We start from the raw sequence: 19,597 nt of genomic DNA, 5'->3' as shown, positions 1-19,597 counted from the left end.
TTAAAATAATTTATCTTTTATTTTTGATGGAGAAAATGTGAAAAATAATATTATTAAAGTATTAATACTTACACTATTTTTTAGTATTAGTTTATTTGCACAAGAAAAAATAACCTTACAGTTAAAGTGGTTTCATCAGTTTCAATTTGCTGGATATTATGCTGCAAAAGAGAAAGGCTTTTATAAAGAAGTCGGTTTAGATGTAGAGATAAAACAAAGAGATTTAAGCAAAAATTACATTGAAGAAGTATTAAATAATGATTCATATTATGGAATTGCAGATTCAATACTTTTATTATACAAATCAAGAAAAAAATCAGTAGTATTAGTAAGTCCTATTTTTCAGCACTCTGCTAGTGTTTTACTATCTTTAAAAAATAATAAAATAGATTCTCCTTATAAACTTGATAATAAAGATATGCTCTTTTATGAAAATGATACAGATGGTTTTACTCTTTTAGCATTGTTAAAAAAACTTAATGTAAAACCAAATTTAATTAGAAAAAGAGAAAAAGATGATTATAAAAAAATAATTGATGGTAAAGTAGATGTTATGCCTGCATATATTTCAAATGAACCTTATTATTTTAAAAAGAAAAATTTAGATATAAATATTATAAACCCTGCAAACTATGGTTTTGATTTTTATGGAGATATGATTTTTACAAGTAAAAAAGAGGTGCAAAATAATCCATCTCGTGTAGAAAAGTTCAAAGAAGCAACTTTAAGGGGTTGGAAATATGCTTTAGAGAATAAAGAAGAGGTTATAAAACTAATAATTCAAAAGTATTCAAAAAGAAAAAGTGTAGAGCATTTAAGATTAGAAGCAGCTGCCATTGATAGGTTGATTTCAAAAGATATTATTCCTTTGGGTAGCTTAGATAAGGGCCGATTAAAATATATAAATGATATTTTTAAAGAGTATTCAAAAGAAAAAATAAATGATTTAGACTTTGAAAGTTTTGTATTTGAAAAAGATTTTGATAAATTTAATTTTACTAAAGAAGAGTTAGAATTTATAAAAAATAATCCAGTTTTAAAAGTTCAAAATCTTAGCTTTTTCCCTCCTTACAATTTTGTTGAAAATGGCAAACCCAAAGGTTTTATTGTGGATTATTTAAACTATATAAGTAGTTTAACTAATATGAAGTTTCAATTTGTAAATAGTTCATCTTGGAGTAGTTATGAAAAGATGCTTAAGAATAAAGAAATTGATATAATCCCAAATATTGCAATAACTGAAAATAGAAAAAAATATGTTTTATATAGCAATTTTAATTACATTTCTTATTCACCTGCAATAGTTGGAGATAAAAATATAAATTTTAATAATAAACTTGAAGATTTAGAAGATAAAATCATAGCTGTTTTAAATAACTCATTTTTACATAATCTTATTAAGAAAAATTATCCAAATTTAACTTTACTAGCTGTACCTTCATCAAGTAAGGCAGTCGAAATGGTTTTAGAAAATAAGGCTGATTTAGCTTTAGGTAATTTATCTACATTACAATATATTGTTCAAAAAAATTGGTACACGAATCTTAAAACCTTGAAACTTTCATCTAATATTATTCCTACAAAAGTAAATTTACATATGGGATATTTAAAAGATAATATTTTATTAAAATCAATATTTGAAAAAATAAATAGTACAATTTCTATTTCAACAATTGATAAAATACAAGACAAATGGTCTAAACTTGAAATAGAGAAAAATAACTTAGTTTTAACTGAAAAAGAAAAAAACTATTTGGATAACAAAAAAGAAATAAAAGTATGTGTTGATCCTGAATGGATGCCTTTTGAAAAAATTAAAGATAATAAACTACTTGGTATGTCTTCTGATTATCTTAAAATCTTTGAAAATAAATTAGATATACCTTTTACTTTGGTTTCTACAAAAAGTTGGACAAAAACACTAAATAATCTAGAAAATAGAAGTTGTGATTTAATTCCAATGATTTCTGAAGAAGAAAAAAGAAAACAATATTTAGATTTTTCGAAAGCATATTTAAGCTTTCCTTTGGTATTAGCTACAAGGTTAGAAGAGCCGTTTATAAGTAATGTATCTGACACTTATGGAGAAAAGCTAGGATATATTAAAGATTATGCATATGTAAGTATACTAGAAAAAAAATATCCAAAAATTCAACTTGTTGAAGTTGAGTCAATGAAAGTTGGATTAGAAAAAGTAAAAAATAAAGAGCTTTTTGGTTTAGTAGGGATTCTTCCTAGTATTGGTTACTATGTACAAAAAGACTATTTTGGAGATTTGAAAGTTTCTGGTAAGTTTGATGATGACTGGAGTTTTTCTGTTGGAAGTAGAAATGATGAAACTGATTTAAATTCAATAATGAATAAAGTTCTTGAAACTATAACTGTTCAAGAGCATAAAAAGATTTATGAAAATTGGGTAGCTGTAAAATATGAAGAGAATATTGATTATAGAAAAATAATTGCAATAAGTAGTTTTTTAATGTTGATTATATTTATAATTTTATACAAAAATAGAACAATTAACAGTATAAATAGAAAAATGAGAAAGTATCTAGATATTATAGATAAAAATGTTTTGACAACAAGTACAGATACAAAAGGAAATATAACATATGTTTCAAAAGCATTCTTAAATATAAGTCAATTTAAAAAAGAAGAACTTATTGGTAAAAATCACAATATAGTAAGACATAAAGATATGAACAATATAGTTTTCAAAGATTTATGGGATACAATTGAATCAGGGAAAGAGTGGAAAGGTGAAATCAAAAATAAGAAAAAAGATGGTGGATATTTTTGGACAAATACTGTAATTACTCCTGAGTTTAATAAGGGTAAACTTGTATCTTATACAGCAATAAGAGAAGATATAACAGATAAAAAAATAATCGAAGAGATATCTATTACTGATGGTTTGACAGATATTTACAATAGACGACACTTTGATAAGATATTGCCAGATTATATAAATAATGCAAAAAGAAATAATGAGATTATAACTTTTGTGATGATGGATATTGATCACTTTAAACAGTACAATGATAATTATGGGCATCAAAAAGGAGATGAAGTTCTTATTGATGTTGCAAAAGTATTAACAGAGTATATGAAAAGAGCAGATGATTATTGTTTTAGACTAGGTGGAGAAGAGTTTGGATTATTGTATAAGTCAAATGATATTTCAAAATCAAAAGAGTTTGCACTAAAAATCTTAAATGGTATTGAAAAAATGAAAATTAAACATAAATATAACAGTGTAAGTGACTATATTACTGTCTCTATGGGTGTATCTTGTCAAGAAGCATCAAGTATAAGTAATGTAGATAATTTGTATAAAACTACTGATGATTTACTTTATAAATCAAAAAAAGAAGGAAGAAATAGAGTTTCTTTTAATACTTGATATATTTTATAGACTTTTATAATTACATAAAAACTGTTCGTGCTTAGCTACTCTAAAACACTTAGTGCAGTAAAACTTGGGTTTTTTTATCTCTTTTAAAATTTGTTTTTTTAAAGACTCAAGTTCTGCTTTTTTTATCTTGCATAACTTCTTCATTTTAAATCCTTTAGTTTAATATTAAGACAATAAAAATATAAAGAAAATAAAGATAGAAAACTAATTTTTCATGTAATAAAAAAATAGTGTTAAATTTGCTAAAATATTCAATCTTAAAAAAAGGGTAACTTTGCCAAGAAAAAAGTTGAAAAAATTACTACCATCACATGAAAAAGTAAAACAACAAAAATACTTAAAAGTTTTTGGAAAACTTTTGCATAAAACTGAAATTTGGGGATTATCAAGAAGAAAAGTATCAACTGGTGTTTTTATTGGTGTTTTTGTAGCTTGTTTACCCATGCCTTTTCAAATGATTTTAGCTTGTCTTTTAGCAATTGTGTTAAATGCAAATTTACCCATAAGTTTTGCTTTAATATTTATAAGTAATCCTATTACAATGCCACCACTTTTTTATTTTGAGTATCAAATAGGAAAACTAATCTTCCAGCCTGAAAATCCTGTTGAGTTTAACTTTGATTCTATGTACGACAATTTTGAGCAAATAGCTTTGTGTTTATGGAGTGGAGCAATAATATTAGGAGTAATAAGTGCTTCTATATCAATGTACTTAATTAGTTTTATATGGATTAAAACAGTTAGAAAAAATAGAAAAAATAAAGGCTCTTCTAGTTAGAAGAGCTTTGTTTTATTTTTTTTAGTAAGTTTAACTTTGTCGTCCAAAGTTTTTGGGATAAATCAACATAATATTTGTGAGGATTCTCAAATCTTAACATCTCATCCCATAAGTGATTTAACTCATTTTTTGTATGTTCTTTTATTTCTTCTATTGAAGGTATTTTATATACTAACTCTCCATTTTTATAAATAGGTAGTTTTAAATCTTTTAAAATATAGTTTTCAAAAGTTTTTGTTTTCCAAGTATGCACAGGATCAAAAATAGTCAATGGCTCTTTTTCATCATATACTTCATCATGCACAGTAATTAAATCAGCTTTTGCTTTGTTTGTTTCTTTGTCATAGATTCTATATAGTTTTTTAAAGTGTGGAGTTGTTATTTTTACTGGATTATCACTTATTTTTATTTTAGGAATAATCTTTTCATTCTCTTCTATTGCAGCAAGTTTATAAACACCTCCAAAAACTGGATTGCTTTTTGCTGTTACAAGTCTTTCTCCTACTCCAAAGATATCTATTGGAGCACCTTGATTTAGTAATGTTTCAATTAAAATCTCATCAAGTGCATTACTTACAACAATCTTACAGTTTTCAAGTCCTGCTTCATCTAGCATTTTTCTTGACTCTTTTGATAAGTATGTTAAATCTCCTGAGTCTATACGAACTGCAAAATCTTTGATACCCTTTGGCAATAACTCCTCTTTGATTACTTTTATTGCATTTGGTATTCCACTTCTTAAAGTATCATATGTGTCAACTAGTAAAGTTGTATTATTTGGATAAGTTTTAGCATAAACTCTAAAAGCTTCTTCTTCACTTTCAAACATTTGAATCCAAGAGTGAGCCATAGTTCCACTACATGGAATACCATATAAACAACTAGCCAAAGTATTACTTGTAGCATCAATCCCTGCAATATATGCTGCCCTTGAGCCACTATTTGCACTACTAATTCCATGGGCTCTTCTTGCTCCCATCTCTAGTACAGTTCTACCTTTTGCTGCATTTTTAATTCTACTAGCCTTTGTTGCAATTAAAGATTGGTGATTAAAGCTAAGAAGTAAAAAAGTCTCTAATATTTGTGCTTGGACAATATTTGCCCGTACAGTTAAAACAGGTTCATTTGGAAAAATTACAGTACCTTCTTTTACACTATAAATATCTCCTGTAAATTTAAAATCTTCTAAGTAGTTGATAAATTCATCACTAAAAAGATTGTAGCTTTTTAAATACTCTAAATCCTCTTGTGAAAATTTTATATTCTCAATATAATTTATAATACTTTCAAGTCCTGCAAATATAGCATAACCACCATTGTCAGGTACTCTTCTAAAGGATAAATCAAAATAGACAATTTTATCTTTTAGTTCTGAATTAAAATACCCATTTGCCATTGTAAACTCATAAAAATCTATTAACATTGTTTCATTTTTGTTATTCATTATTCTCTTTCTTGGTTATTTTATTTTATGCATTATATTAAAATAAGTATAAATTGCTTCTAGTAAAAATATATTTGTATAGAAAATAATTTTAGATTAAACTGTTACTTTTGAAATAAAACTTAAAAAATAAATCTAATTTAGAGTAAAATTAAGACTACTTAAAGACAAAAAACACTTTAATTTTATATAAAAATTCAGATTTCTTATAAAATTATTATTTATAATGAATAATAAAAGAGTTTATCTTATAGAATTATTTTTTCTAATAGATGATTTGTGGGAAGGTTAGGTTTTAGTAGAGTTTATGTAAAAGAAGTAAGATGATAAGAGAATTAAAAGATAAAATTAAAATTGATTATATGAGTTTGATATTTAACTTAATAGATATTGATACAGTAGATTTAAATACAAACATTGCTTTACTTGCATCAAAAGAATCAGATATCCAAGACGGATATTATGATATAACACACTTTACTACAAATGATGGAAATAAAAATCAAGCATATTATGAGAAAAATTCAAATGATTCTATGAATGTTGCTTTTACAAATACAGATGAAAATCTATTATTAAGTACTCTTTTTTGTCCAACTTCTTTATTACAAAGAGAAAATCTTTACTCACTTAGTTTATTAAGCTCCCACAAGATTTTATCTTCAAGCCTTGAATTAGAAAAAAATAAAATACTTAATAATAGATTTTATGAAAGAATTGAACGGAGAGTTGCATAAATGGAAAAAGCAATAGATAATAAAGATGAAGTAGTTTTTGAAATACTTGACTATAGTTATATTTTTACAGAATTAGGACTTTTTAGTGTGGGGATATTTTCAGCTATTGTTATATGTATATATAATGGATCAATTCATGAAGCATATTCAAGTTTAACTCCATTTGGACAGTTTGTATTTGCTTATTTGATTTTAAGAGGATTGAGTATCTCTTATTTAGCTTTTGTATCTAAAAACTATAAAATAATATTTTATCAAAATAGAATAAAAAGGACAAAAACAAATGAGATAAGAGATTTAGATAACTTTAAAAATGCTTATAATGTTTTTTGGCAAATTGCAACAGATAAAACGGCATATTGGAATCCTTTTAAAGTTATTTTTTTAATAATAGCAATACCAGGACAAATTTTTATTATGTTTTTAGTTATAACAAAATGGATAGGAACAATGATATATTCAAAAAGGTTTTTAGCAAATCAATATTCATTAGTAGTTGTATTTAATGATGAAAAGTTAATTAATCTTTCATATGGATTTTTAAATAATGAAGAGAAGAAATTTATTGAAGAGTATTTTTCTAAATATTTTAATATAAAAAATTTAGAAAAAGGATTTTTAATGCTTCCATCTGAACAAGGAGAAGAAAATGAGTGATGGAAAATTAGGGTCAGGTGATAACGATAACTTGAAAGTAGAATAGAAATTTTTTATAATAGCATTACAAAATATAATCAAGATAATTATTAATAAGAAAGTTCATTAAAATAATACTCTTGCTATAATTATTTGAAAATAGGGCTCAGTTGCCAAATTAGGTTTAGGGTTATTGTTATCACCTGACCCTTTTACTTTTTTACTTTGATAATTGTTATCAAATATATAATTATCTTTATTGTGACTTTTTAATAACTTATGAGGGAAGATGAGAATGACAAATAATATAACGACAGATAAATTAACAAGGTTAAAGTAGATGAGATTTTTATTTAGGAAATTAAAATTAAAATATATAATTTCTATTATAATAAAAATTAGGGTCAGGTGATAACGATAACTAAAATGTAGAAGAGAAATTTTTTTATAATAGCGTTATAAAATATAATTAAGGTAATTATTAATAAGAAAGTTTCTTAAAATAATACTCTTGCTATAATCATTTGGGAATAGGGCTCAGTTGCCAAATTAGGTTTAGGGTTATTGTTACTTAAATTCTGACTCTTAAATTCCATCTATTGCATCTATTGCAAAGATAAATATTATGTAAATAATATTTATCTTAACTAAGCAATATAAAAAGTAATTCTATAAATTAGAATTTATACTTAAAAGACAAAGTGAAAGCTTTTTCAGTTAAATCTTCATATTCTGTTTTATCTTCCACTATAAATGATACCTCATCATACTTTATGTATCTAAAATCTATTTGAATTGAAAGATTATTCTCTAGAAAATGTTCAAGACCAAGACCATATAAATTTCCATCTACATTGTCATTTAATTCTTTGAGTAATGTTGTACCATTAGTATTATACATTTTTCTTGTGATATCTGCTTTTGCTTTACCAATAGAAATATAAAATAAATTTTCTTCATTTATTAAATACCCCAGCCGTAACTTTAAAGAAGTAACTTTATTAATTTCTGATGTGTAGTGCCAAGGATTTGCACCTCCTGCTTGAATATCTCTTTTTTCATCTGAATCAACTTTATAACCATCAAATTCTAATCCAATTAAGAAATTATCAAAATAATGATCATATCCAAGTAATCCACCATAAATCAAATCAATTTCCTCAATGCTTTGGCTATAACCACTATCTATATTTGTAGCAGTAAAAGTCTCTTTTCCATAATCTTTTGTTTTAGATTTACCAATCAAACCACCTATGTAGAACCCAGAATCTTTTGCATAAAGGGATGCTGTTAAACTAAAACCTAACACAAACAAAATAATTTTATTTTTCATATAATCTCCTCAATATTATAATTATATAAATTATATCATAATAATAATATGTTGATTTACTAAGTCCTCTAAAAATAAGAAAATAAGGGTCAGGTGATAACGATAACTAGATAACTAAAAGAGTTATTAATAATATTGCAAAATGTAATTAATTTAATTATAAAGAAATAATTGGGTTAAAATACTCTTATCTTATTGTAAGAGGTGTGAGTATGGCAAGAAGACCTAGAATAGAAATATCAGGATATTATCATATAGTAAATAGAGGAGTAGAAAGAAGAGTTGTTTTTTATGATAAAGATGACTTTGAATATTTTCTAAGTTTATTATCAGATTGTTGCGAAAAGTTTAATATAACTTTGCATAACTACTGTCTAATGAATAATCATTACCATCTACTTATTGAAGTAAAAGAAGGAAACCTTTCAAAATTCATGAGATATCTAAATTCTATATATGCAATATACTTTAATAAAAAGTATAAAAGAAGTGGGCATTTGTGGCAAGGAAGATTTAAATCATGGTATGTGGCAAATGAAGCTTACCTTTATATCCTGATGAGATATATTGAACAAAACCCATTAAAAGCAAAAATAGTTGAAAAAATAGAATATTATCCATATAGTTCAAGTTACTATTTTTATAAAGAAGAAAAAGTTCCTGTATGTTTGCAAAATTCATGGATAATAAAAACATATGGAAAAAATATTAAAGAGATAAAAGACTTTTTTACTTTAGAAATAGATAGTGCAGATTTAAAAGAATTAATAAAAGCTTCAAGTTTAGTAGATGCACCAGATATTGATAAAAAAGTCAATAGAGGCAAATTAATAAAATTTTTTGACGGAATTAAAGATAAGCAAACAAGAAATAAATATATAGTAAAAGCATATGAGCAAGGGTATTCCCAATATATAATTGCTAAAATAATTGGTATATCTCAACCCGCAGTCAATAAAATAATTAAGAGAAGTAGTTGATAAAGTTATCGTTATCACCTGACCCTCTTAAAACCTATCTTGAAAAGGCGATACCTATACCTATTTTATTTATATCTTCATCATAATCAATCAAGCTATCTGCGTATCCACTAAATACTTGAAAGTATCCAAAGCTATTTGGTAGATTTAAAAAGCTTGGTAGTGGGAAAGTCCAGTTGAACTCTACTGCGCCTTTATTATCTTCACTAAGTCTTAGGTTGTTTCTTAGTTTTAATTCAAATGTGTGTTTTTTGTATGGAAAAAATAGGGTTAAATCTCCATATCCTAGATATTTTTGAATATCTTTATTGTCATCATTTCTTTCTTGTTCTGGTATTCTATACCAAACTCTTGGAATTACAAAGAGATTGGAAAACTGAAAGAAACTCTCTAAATACAATCTATTCCATGACCTTGATTTTTCACCATCTTGCCCATTTGATTCATGAAGTAAAGATATTTTATATGCTTTTAAAGATGAGTTTTCTTCTTTATAGGGAAATGTTAAAAATACTTCTGGTTGATAGTTTGATTCTCTAAAGGGTGCAGATTCTCTTGAGGTTTGCCAATAAGATTTTTGTGTATATGCAAAAGATAGTGTTTCATCTAAACCAAATATATTATAAGTTAGTGGTTTTTCAAAACTTAATTGAAATTTTGTTTCATATTGATTTCTTCCATCTTTATTTTTTGTATCATAAGTTACAGGAAGTAGATAGTTTGTTTTATATGTATATAGACCAAAGTCTTTGACAATCAACTGTTCTATTGTATTTGCTGTCTCTTTATCCTTTATCTTATCAATATTTCTTTTGAAAAAATTACCTCTTAAAGCTTTGAATTTTTCTTCTTTTTGTAAAAGCTCTTTTTTCACCAATGTTTCTTCTAATGAAGTTTTTTCAGTGTTTGAATTTTCATCTTTTAAATTCTTTTTTGCAAGTTGTTTATAGATTTGCATAGCTTTTTTAAACTCACCATTTTTTTCATAAATAGAAGCTTTTTTATAAAGTTCTTGTATGTTATTGCCATAAAGTGTAGTTACAAAAAATGTAATTACAAAAAAACTATATTTTTTCATGTATAGTTCCAATTGTATAGTTTAAGTTTGCCAAGTTTGTTAAGTATGCATAGTAGATATTTACAAGTGAACTTTTTGCTTGTGTGTATTCAAGTTTTGCATCATTTAACTCAATTAAGTCATTTAATCCTGCTTTATATCTTTCATCAGCTAAGCTTAGATTTTCTGTTGCTAGTTTTACATTTAAAAGTCCAATATTTAAACTATCAATGCTCTCTTTTACATTTAAATAAGCAGATGTCACTTCTTGTTTTATATCAAGGATTTGTTGTTGAAGTTGTTTTTTTGCGCTACTTAAATTTGAAAGGGCTATTTTATTATCTGCAACTGTTGAAAGACCTGTAAAGAAGTTCCATTTTAGATTTAATGCAACTGATGATTGTTCTATATCTTGTGTTGCTATTTTATCTGATTGGCTATTTGTATATGAAGCATCTACATCTATTCTTGGAAGATAATCAGCACTTGCTACATTTTTTTGTTCTTTTGCTGTTTGGATTTTTGCTTTGTATTTTTTTATTTCATCTCTTTTTTCTAAGCCTAATGTTATTAGTTTTTCTAAAGAGTAGTTTTTATATTCTGTATTTCTTACAAGTGTTGTGATATCTTTGTTGTGAAATTTGATATTTATGCTACTTCCTAAATCTTTACCTAAAAGTGATACAAGTTTTGTTTCTGTTGTTTTTAAATTGTACTTTGCTTGTATAAGTTTTAATTTTGAGTTTGATAATCTAAGCTTTGCATTTGTTACATCAATTTTTGTTCTAACACCTGCTTTAAAGTACTCATTTGCTTGATTTAATTGTAGCTCATCAAGTTTTACAGACTCTTTTGCAACTTCTATTTGTTGATACTTATTTAAAATATCATAATATGTAGAGGTAACTTGAAAAATAGTTTTTGAAATAGTTGCTTTTACATCACTTTTTGATTCATCATAACTATATTTTGATGAGTCAATGTTACTTGTAGTTTTTCCAAAATCATAGATTAATTGATTTGCATTAACTGCCACACTATTCACATCATCATCTATTTTATTTCCTTGTTGTTCTATATCTTTCCTTGCTGTTGAAGCATTTAGTGATAAGTTTGGTAAATAAGTTGAAGTAGCTTTGTTTATTTGCTCTTTTTTTATATTTGATTGTTCTTTTGATAATTCAATATTTGTATTGTTTTTTAAAGCAATTATTATTAAATCTTCAAGGTTTAAATCATTTGCAAAACTTGATGAAACAACTAGGCTAAAAGAAGCAATAATTGATAGTTTTTTTAATAATCTATTATTCATTGATTTTTCCTTTTTTCTCTCTTAATCTTTGAAGTACTACAAAAAGTACAGGTGTTAAAAGAAGTGTTAAAAATGTTGACATTACCATTCCTCCAAATACTGCTGTACCTAAAGATTGTCTTGAAACTGCACCTGCGCCACTTGCAAAAACTAAAGGTAATATACCAAGTAAAAATGAGAAAATAGTCATTAATATAGCTCTTAGTCTTAATAGTGAAGCATTTATAGCAGCTTCTACTATACTTTGTCCTTGTTCTCTTAAATCTTTTGCAAACTCTACAATTAAGATTGCATTTTTTGAACTCATTCCAATTAAAAGTACAAGTCCTATTTGGGTATAAGTATTATTTAAAAGCCCTGCAAGCATATTTGCTCCTAAAGCTCCAAACATAACAGTTGGAATTGGAAGCATAATCATAAAAGGCATCATCCAAGATTCATATTGAGCTGATAGAAATAAAAATACCATCAAAATAGATAAAAGGAAAATATACATTGCTGCATTTCCTGCTTCTTTTTCTTGTAAACTCATACCTGCAAATTCATAGCCTACTTCACTACCTAAAGTCTCTTTTGCAATTTGTTCAATTGCACTTATAGCATCACCTGAACTATATCCACCTTTTACATTATGAACACCATTTATTGCAATACTTTGATATGAGTTAAAGTGTGTAATAGTACTTACTCCACTTGTTCTTTTTATATCAACTATTGCACTTAATGGAACAATATCTCCTTTTGTGCTTTTTACAAAAAAGTTATTGATAGAGTTTTTTTCAGTTCTATAGTCTTGATCTGCTTGTAAAAACACTCTGTATGTTTTTCCATATTTATTAAAATCATTTACATAAAGTGAACCAAGATATGTTTGAAGTACTGAAAATACTTCATTTAGTTTTAGGTCTAAGGTTGCGACTTTATCTCTATTTATATCAATATAGTATTGAGGATAACTACTATTAAAACTAGTATATGCCATCATAATAGCTTCGTGTTCATTTAATTTTTGAATAAAATCTTTTGCTTTTTTCTCAAAATCTTTTATATTTATTGCTTGAAGATTTTGAAGTTTTACTTCAAATCCACCAACAGCTGAAATTCCAGGAATTGATGGCATATTAAATACTCTAACACTTGCAGTTTTAATTTGCTCATTTGCTTTTTGATTTACTATATTAGTTATTGCATCAATAGATGTATCTTTTGTTGTTCTTTTTTCCCAATCTTCTAAAACTAAAAAAACTGTAGCACGAGAAGAGTCTAAAGCACCACTAATTAAATCAAATCCAGCAACTGAAATAACATCTCTTACACCTTTTGTCTCTTTTATAAGTTGCACAATTTTTTCTGTTGTATCTTCTGTTTTATTTAGAGTTGTTCCAGCTTGTAATGATACAGAAGCTACAAGGGTACCTTGGTCTTCATTTGGTATAAAACCAGTTGGAAGAGTCTGAAATGCATAATAAGTTGCTCCTAAAAGTAAAGCATACACAAGTGCTGCTATATACCAAAATTTGATAAGTTTTTCTAAAGTTTTTTTATAGACTTTTTTAAAACTCTCTAGGGCATTGTCAAATTTTTCAAAAATAATGCCTTTTTTATCTTCTTGTTTATTTTTTTGTTTCCTTTTTAAAAGTGTTGCACAAAGTGCTGGTGAAAGTGTAAGTGCATTTATTGAAGATATAATAACTGCAAAAGCAATTGTTGTTGCAAATTGTTGATATAAAGCACCAGAAATTCCAGGAATAAATGTAACTGGTACAAATACAGCTAATAGAACCAAGGTTGTTGAAATAACAGGTGCAAAAACCTCTTTCATCGCTATTTTTGTTGCTTCTTTTACACTTAAATCAGGATTCTTTTCCAAATTACTTTCTACATTTTCAACAACAATAATAGCATCATCAACAACAATTCCAATAGCAAGTATAAGACCAAATAAAGTTAAAGTATTAATTGAAAAGTCCATTGCTAAAAGTAGGGCAAATGTACCTATTAAAGATACAGGAATAGCAATTGCTGGAATAATTGTTGTTCTAAATGATTGTAAGAAAAAATAAACTACAAATAGTACTAAAAGTAAAGCTTCAAATAGTGTTACAATAACTTCTTTAATAGAAATTTCCACAAATTTAGTTGTATCATATGTTTGATTTACTTCAACTCCATCTGGGAATCTTTGTTTTAACTCATCTATTTTTTTAGCAACTTCTTGGGCTACTTCAAGTGCATTTGCACCTGGAAGTTGATAAATACCTAAAAGTGCAGTTGCTTGATTGTTTAGTTTTGCTGACCAACTATAGTTTTCAGCTCCTAATTCAACTCTTGCTATGTCTTTGATTCTTACTTTGCTTCCATCACTATTTTGTTTTATAATAATATCTTCAAACTCTTTTGCTGATTCTAGTTTTGTTTTCGATGTAAGAGTATATTGGAATTTATTTGATGAAGAGTTTGGACTTGAACCAATAGAACCAAGAGCTGCTTGAGTATTTTGCTCTTTAATTGCTGCTATTATTTCATTGATACTTAGATTTAAGTTTGATAGTTTATCTGGGTTTATCCAAATTCTCATAGAGTATTTTCTCTCTCCTAAGTTTTGAACATCTCCCACTCCATCAATTCTTTTTAACTCTTCTGCAATATTTATGCTTGCAAAGTTTGACAAAAATAAAGCATCATGTTGTGGATTTGTTGATTCAACTGTTAAGATTTGTACCATTGAAGTAGATTTTTTCTTTGTTGTTACTCCAATTTGTTTTACACTATCAGGTAAAATAGGTGTTGCAAGAGATACTCTATTTTGAACATCAATAGCTGCAACATCTAAATCATATCCTGACTCAAAATACAAATTTATAGTAGATTTTCCATCTGATGAGGAAGTTGAATCCATATAAATCATACCCTCAATACCATTTAACTGCTCTTCAATAGGTGTAGTAACAGAAGTTTCAACAACTTGTGCACTTCCTCCTGTATATGTAGCACTTACTTGAATTGTTGGAGGTGTGATTTGTGGAAATTGAGCAATAGGAAGTAAATAAAGAGCAATAACTCCAACTATTACTATAAAAATAGAAATAACTTTTGCAAAAATAGGACGGTTTATAAAAAATATTGAAAACATAAAAAATCCTATAATTTTATTGGGTTTGCAACTTCTGTAGTTTCAGCCGTTACACCATTTTTAAGTTTAGTTATATCACTTACAATTACCTTATCACCTTCTTTTAAGCCTTTTGAGATGATTATTAAATCTTTATTACTATAATTTAGTTTAAGTTGTCTTGTCTCTATTTTATTGTTTTCATTTACAACTAGTACATATGAACCTAATTGGTTTTGACCAATATTATTTGGGCTTACTGCAATTACTGGTATTTCATCAGTAATAAATAGATTTATTTCAACAAAAGTTCCAGGAAGTAAAAGATTCTCATCATTGTTTATTATAGCTCTCATTGCAACTGTACCTGTTGTTTCACTTGTCACATTATCAATAAAATCAACATGTCCTGTTGTTTTTACTGTATTGTACTCATTTTGTGATTGTATTACTTCAACTTTTGGTTTATTTTCTGATTTATACTTCTTAATTAGTGAAACTTCATCTGTACTTGGATTAAAGTTTACATATAAAGGGTTTGATTGAACTATTTTAGCTAATTTTGTAGAAGAGGCATTTATCATATTTCCAATATCAACTAAAGGTTTTCCTATAACTCCATCAATTGTAGCTTTTATTAGGGTATATTCCACATCAAGTTTTGCTTGTTTAAGTGCTGCAAAATCTGCATCAACTACTGCTTTTAACTGTTTTTGTTCTGCTATTAGTTGGTCCAATTTTTCTTTTGGTGCAAGACCTTTTTTTACTAAGGGTGTATATCTTTTTACATTTGCTATTGCTAGATTTAAACTTGCTTTATCTTTTTCTAAAGTAGCTTGTTTTTGTTCTACAATATTTTTGTATTTGGTATCATCTATTTTAAATAATAGTTGATCTTTTTTTACAAAATCTCCTGCTTCAAAATGCCTATTTTCAAGTTCACCTGTTACTCTTGAAGTAATAGCTACATTTTTGTAAGCTTGTGTTTTCCCTGAAAAATTAACCCAAATAGGATAAGTTTGTTTTTTTAATGTATGAACATCAACTTTTACTGTTTTTACTTTTTCTTCAGTATTTTCATTTTGTTTTTTATCTTGGCATGCTGTAGTAAATATAGCTAAGATAAAAGTAAAAATAAGCACAGTGATTCTTTTTGATAAATACATAAATAAACCTTTTTTATATTTTTAATTATTATTTGTATATTATAATAGTATAGTTTTGTTGAAAAAGGAAATAAATATTGCAAAATAAATTGAAGAATATAGTAGTTTGTAAAGATTGTGCCTTAGTTTTAAATAAACCACAAACAGATTACAAACATCAGTTTCATTGCCCAAGATGTAACGCACTCATTTATAAGTTTGGTCAAGATTATCAAACTGTACTATTACTTGCAATTACTTCTATTATACTATTTTTCCCTGCAATACTTTTACCAATACTTACACTTGAAGTTTTAGATTTAAAACAAACAACAACATTAGTTGAAACTTTATTGATTTTTTTTAAAAGTGGATATGTGGCTATTTCTATTTTTATCACATTTATTGGTATAGTCGTGCCTTTTTTTATGCTTTTGCTTATTTTATCTATTTTAACTCCTTTGAAATTTGGAAAAAATTCAAAGTATGTATCAAAATTTTTGAAATTATATGAACACTTATTAGAGTGGCAAATGGCTGAAGTTTATATGATAAGTATTGTTGTGGCTATTATCAAACTTCAAAAAATGGCAACTTTACATATTGGTTTGGGATTGTATTTTTTCTTCGGATTTTTAATTATGATGTTTTTAACAATGTCTTTATTTAATCCACAAGATATTTGGAATGAAGAATGAAATATAAAAATGATAAAGATTTAGGCTTAGTTCTTTGTATGCATTGTATGAAGGTTTTAGAAAGTAAGCAAAAAGTATGTCCTAAATGTAATAGTAAATTAAAGCAAAGAGATGAGTATTCATATTTAAAAACACTTAGTTTTAGCCTTGTTGCTATCATATTTCTTTTTCCTGCAAATTTATTGCCAATGATGGAAGTTACAACCTTGGGTGTAGTGGAAAAAAGTACTATTTTTGATGGGATTTTATATTTTTTTCAAACAAAATCTTATTTTATTGCAATAGTCATTTTTATAGCTAGTATTGCAGTTCCTATATTTAAGCTTGCTGTACTTTTATATCTTTTGTATGTTACAAGATATAATAAAATTTCACTTGCTAAAAATGCTACAAAATATTATCGAATTATAAAATTTATAGGAAAATGGTCAATGCTTGATATTTTTGTAGTGGCTTTAATGATTGTAATGGTGCAGTTTGGAAATCTTACTAATATAAGTGCAGGTTTAGCAGCAATTGCATTTACTGTTGTTGTAATTTCAACTATGTTAGCAACACAAAGTTTTGATACTAGATTATTATGGGATAAGGATTAATATGATTGAACAAGTAGAACACAATAGTGTTAAAAAAAGTAGTAAGTTTGTATTTATTATTTGGCTTTTGCCTTTTATTGCCTTGCTTATTTCATCTTGGATGTTATATAAACATTTTGATGACCAAGGAGAAAAGATTAGTGTTTATTTCAATAATGCAGAGGGTTTTGTAGCTGGAAAAACACCTTTGAAATATAAAGGCATAAAAATAGGTATTATTTCAAGTATTGAAGTTGATGAAAAAAATATAAATAGATTTTTAGTAAAAATAGAAGTACATAAAAAAGCCTTACCTTTAGTTGCTACAAAAGGAGCTAAGTTTTGGAAAGTTGAACCAAAAGCTACAATTACAGAAATTTCAGGACTTGATACAATTCTTAGTGGAGTATATATAGAAGCAATGCCAATGGTTCAAAATATACAAGAGATAAAAAAATTAAAATCCCAATATACCTTTGAAGCTGTTAGTGAAAAACCAATAAACTATTTTGATGATGGAGTATTTTTGACATTGAAGTCTGAAAAAGGAACTTTAGAAGTTGGTTCTTCAGTCTTATACAAAAGTTTTATTGTAGGTAAAATAGTAAAGAAAAACCTTATTAAAAATGATATATTCTATACAATATTTATAGAAAATGATTATAAGGATTTAGTAAAAGAAGATAGTAACTTTTGGAATATTAGTGGTGTTGAATTAAAAGCTTCATTAAGTGGTATAAAATTTAAAATAGATACATTAGCCTCACTAGTTGCAGGCGGAATAGAGTTTGATTCAGATGACTTTAGTCCTACTTTAAAAGATAAAACAAAAGTGTTTAATTTATATGATAATAAAGAAGAAATAGAATACTTAAAAGATTATGTGATTTTAGAGACTAAAAAAGAGCATGGCTTACAAAAAGAGTTTAGTAAAGTTTATTATAATGGCATAGAAGTAGCTTATGTAGATGATATGAGCTATATGTTAAATGATAATAAAGGCTATTTATTTATAAAATTCAAAAAACAGTTTGCTTCTTTATTGGAACATAATCCATACTTTCAATTAATCTCACCAGAAATTTCCCTTGAAAAGTTAGAAAATATCTCTTCTTTGATAAAAGGAAATCATATAAAAGTTTTTAAAACTTCAAGTAAAAAACAAAATAAAAAAGAGATTTATAGCTTACATTCATTGCCAATGGCAAAAGAGGTTTATACTATTGTTTTAAAAAGTGATGAAGGAATAAAAGTATCAAAAAATGCACCTGTTTATTTTAAAGATATAAAAGTTGGAAGAGTTAAAAGTAAAAAACTTCATAAAAATTCAGATGAATTAAGACTTGAAGTAGAGATTTTTAAAAAGTATCAATATTTAGTAAATCAAACTACAAATTTTTATATGCAATCACCAGTTGAGTTTAAGGCTTCACTAGAAAATATTAGTTTTAAAACAGCTCCTTTAAGTGGTTTTATTAACTCATCTATTGCCTTTGAAACTAGTGATGTAAAAGCTAAAAAACTTTCAAATAGATTTTATTTATTTGAAAGTTATGACAAGATGTTAAAAGATAAATATCTTCAACAAAAAGGTGAAAGATTTACAATAAATATAGATGATGCTTCAAAAATATCTCAAAAAAGTAGTGTTTACTATAAGGGTGTAGAAGCTGGAAAAATAATTGATAAAAAATATAATGAAAAAAGTAATAGTGTAGATGTTGAGGTTTTTATATTTGATAAATTTGCAAAACATATAAATGAGTCTACTAAGTTTTATTCAATTGGAGGAATTGATGTTGATTTTTCATTGAAAAAAATAGATATAAAGACAACTTCTTTAAATACTTTAATAAAAGGTGGAGTATCTTTTGTGACTTTAAATGAAAAAGCAAAAAGTGTAAATAGGTATTTTAATTTTAGTTTTTATGATAGTTTAAAAGATATTTATAAAGAACAAAACTTTAATAATGATGGTTTAAGAGTTATTGTAAAAGCAAAAAGAAAAAGTTCTTTAAAAGTTAATTCTCCTGTTTATTATAGACAATTTAAAATAGGGCTTGTTGAAAAGTTTGAACTTTCAAATGATGGAACACATGTGAAACTTCAACTTTATATAAATAAAAAGTTTAAACATCTAGTTAGAGAAAACTCTATTTTTTATAATGCAACAGCTTTTGGTATGGATATTAGTCTGTTTGGAGTAAAAGTTACAACTGAAACTTTAGAAACTTTAATTTCAGGAGGAATCTCTCTTGTAACACCTACAAAATATGAGAAAAAAGCACAAAATTTACAAGAGTTTATTTTGTATGATGATGTAAAAAATGAGTGGTTAGAGTGGAATCCTAAGTTTGAAAAGCTATAAAAGATTA

At 26.2% G+C, this 19,597-nt stretch carries 14 protein-coding genes; 8 read left to right on the top strand and 6 right to left on the bottom strand.

The window, feature by feature from the left end; genetic code table 11:
- Positions 1-37 precede the first annotated feature (37 nt).
- Positions 38-3,403 (top strand): diguanylate cyclase, encoded by a 3,366-nt coding sequence (locus AMRN_RS09210; protein WP_099312025.1) that lies wholly within the window; start codon positions 38-40, stop codon positions 3,401-3,403.
- A gap of 301 nt (positions 3,404-3,704) precedes the next feature.
- Complete coding sequence (locus AMRN_RS09205) at positions 3,705-4,193, top strand: DUF2062 domain-containing protein (protein ID WP_228199125.1); 489 nt, start codon at positions 3,705-3,707, stop codon at positions 4,191-4,193.
- On the opposite strand, the gene AMRN_RS09200 is transcribed toward AMRN_RS09205, so the two are convergent.
- Entirely contained in the window at positions 4,186-5,637 is a 1,452-nt protein-coding gene (locus AMRN_RS09200) for a nicotinate phosphoribosyltransferase (protein ID WP_099312029.1), read from the bottom strand. The two genes, AMRN_RS09205 and AMRN_RS09200, sit on opposite strands and share 8 nt — an antisense overlap.
- Before the next feature lie 323 nt (positions 5,638-5,960).
- Here AMRN_RS09200 and AMRN_RS09195 point away from each other — a divergent pair, with 323 nt between their 5' ends.
- Both AMRN_RS09195 and AMRN_RS09190 read left to right on the top strand, forming a co-directional pair.
- A complete protein-coding gene (locus AMRN_RS09195; protein WP_099312031.1) occupies positions 5,961-6,374 on the top strand; it encodes a hypothetical protein in 414 nt (137 codons plus the stop codon).
- Positions 6,375-7,031 carry a hypothetical protein gene (locus AMRN_RS09190; protein WP_099312033.1) on the top strand — a complete coding sequence of 219 codons (657 nt, stop codon included), beginning with the start codon at positions 6,375-6,377 and terminating at the stop codon, positions 7,029-7,031. It abuts the gene before it with no gap.
- A gap of 655 nt (positions 7,032-7,686) precedes the next feature.
- Here the strand turns inward: AMRN_RS09190 and AMRN_RS09185 are convergent.
- The gene (locus AMRN_RS09185; protein WP_099312034.1) at positions 7,687-8,343 is read right to left on the bottom strand and encodes an outer membrane protein; all 657 of its coding nucleotides are present in this window, start codon (positions 8,341-8,343) and stop codon (positions 7,687-7,689) included.
- A gap of 212 nt (positions 8,344-8,555) precedes the next feature.
- Here AMRN_RS09185 and AMRN_RS09180 point away from each other — a divergent pair, with 212 nt between their 5' ends.
- Complete coding sequence (locus AMRN_RS09180) at positions 8,556-9,323, top strand: transposase (protein ID WP_099312036.1); 768 nt, start codon at positions 8,556-8,558, stop codon at positions 9,321-9,323.
- A gap of 34 nt (positions 9,324-9,357) precedes the next feature.
- On the opposite strand, the gene AMRN_RS09175 is transcribed toward AMRN_RS09180, so the two are convergent.
- From AMRN_RS09175 to AMRN_RS09160, 4 genes are read right to left on the bottom strand one after another with little or no spacing between them, the layout of a single operon-like run.
- A complete protein-coding gene (locus AMRN_RS09175; RefSeq protein ID WP_099312038.1) occupies positions 9,358-10,401 on the bottom strand; it encodes a phospholipase A in 1,044 nt (347 codons plus the stop codon).
- Positions 10,388-11,692 carry a TolC family protein gene (locus tag AMRN_RS09170; RefSeq protein WP_099312040.1) on the bottom strand — a complete coding sequence of 435 codons (1,305 nt, stop codon included), beginning with the start codon at positions 11,690-11,692 and terminating at the stop codon, positions 10,388-10,390. Before AMRN_RS09170 ends, AMRN_RS09175 begins: the two co-directional genes overlap by 14 nt.
- On the bottom strand, positions 11,685-14,825 hold the full coding sequence (locus AMRN_RS09165) for an efflux RND transporter permease subunit (protein ID WP_099312042.1): 3,141 nt from the start codon (positions 14,823-14,825) through the stop codon (positions 11,685-11,687). The genes AMRN_RS09170 and AMRN_RS09165 overlap by 8 nt, the downstream gene beginning before the upstream one ends.
- An 8-nt stretch (positions 14,826-14,833) precedes the next feature.
- Entirely contained in the window at positions 14,834-15,970 is a 1,137-nt protein-coding gene (locus tag AMRN_RS09160; RefSeq protein WP_099312044.1) for an efflux RND transporter periplasmic adaptor subunit, read from the bottom strand.
- A 77-nt stretch (positions 15,971-16,047) separates the two neighbouring features.
- On the opposite strand from AMRN_RS09160, the gene AMRN_RS09155 reads away from it, so the two are divergent.
- The 3 genes from AMRN_RS09155 to AMRN_RS09145 are packed head-to-tail and all read left to right on the top strand — an operon-like array spanning position 16,048 to position 19,590.
- The gene (locus AMRN_RS09155; protein ID WP_165772855.1) at positions 16,048-16,647 is read left to right on the top strand and encodes a paraquat-inducible protein A; all 600 of its coding nucleotides are present in this window, start codon (positions 16,048-16,050) and stop codon (positions 16,645-16,647) included.
- Positions 16,644-17,243, top strand: a complete 600-nt coding sequence (locus AMRN_RS09150; RefSeq protein WP_099312048.1) for a paraquat-inducible protein A — start codon at positions 16,644-16,646, stop codon at positions 17,241-17,243. Before AMRN_RS09155 ends, AMRN_RS09150 begins: the two co-directional genes overlap by 4 nt.
- A 1-nt stretch (position 17,244) precedes the next feature.
- Entirely contained in the window at positions 17,245-19,590 is a 2,346-nt protein-coding gene (locus AMRN_RS09145; protein ID WP_099312050.1) for an MlaD family protein, read from the top strand.
- Positions 19,591-19,597: the final 7 nt, after the last annotated feature.

It is taken from the genome of Malaciobacter marinus, from assembly GCF_003544855.1.
In the GTDB taxonomy this organism is placed as follows: domain Bacteria; phylum Campylobacterota; class Campylobacteria; order Campylobacterales; family Arcobacteraceae; genus Malaciobacter; species Malaciobacter marinus.
The sequence above is the reverse complement of the archived record's forward strand: the minus strand, read 5'-3'. Positions and strand labels throughout refer to the sequence as shown.

Bases quoted from the DNA above. Each gene is read 5' to 3' on its own strand.
- AMRN_RS09200 (WP_099312029.1), bottom strand. From the start codon at position 5,637: ATGAATAACAAAAATGAAACAATGTTAATAGATTTTTATGAGTTTACA.
- AMRN_RS09195 (WP_099312031.1), top strand. From the start codon at position 5,961: ATGATAAGAGAATTAAAAGATAAAATTAAAATTGATTATATGAGTTTG.
- AMRN_RS09190 (WP_099312033.1), top strand. From the start codon at position 6,375: ATGGAAAAAGCAATAGATAATAAAGATGAAGTAGTTTTTGAAATACTT.
- AMRN_RS09185 (WP_099312034.1), bottom strand. From the start codon at position 8,343: ATGAAAAATAAAATTATTTTGTTTGTGTTAGGTTTTAGTTTAACAGCA.
- AMRN_RS09180 (WP_099312036.1), top strand. From the start codon at position 8,556: ATGGCAAGAAGACCTAGAATAGAAATATCAGGATATTATCATATAGTA.
- AMRN_RS09175 (WP_099312038.1), bottom strand. From the start codon at position 10,401: ATGAAAAAATATAGTTTTTTTGTAATTACATTTTTTGTAACTACACTT.
- AMRN_RS09170 (WP_099312040.1), bottom strand. From the start codon at position 11,692: ATGAATAATAGATTATTAAAAAAACTATCAATTATTGCTTCTTTTAGC.
- AMRN_RS09165 (WP_099312042.1), bottom strand. From the start codon at position 14,825: ATGTTTTCAATATTTTTTATAAACCGTCCTATTTTTGCAAAAGTTATT.
- AMRN_RS09160 (WP_099312044.1), bottom strand. From the start codon at position 15,970: ATGTATTTATCAAAAAGAATCACTGTGCTTATTTTTACTTTTATCTTA.
- AMRN_RS09150 (WP_099312048.1), top strand. From the start codon at position 16,644: ATGAAATATAAAAATGATAAAGATTTAGGCTTAGTTCTTTGTATGCAT.
- AMRN_RS09145 (WP_099312050.1), top strand. From the start codon at position 17,245: ATGATTGAACAAGTAGAACACAATAGTGTTAAAAAAAGTAGTAAGTTT.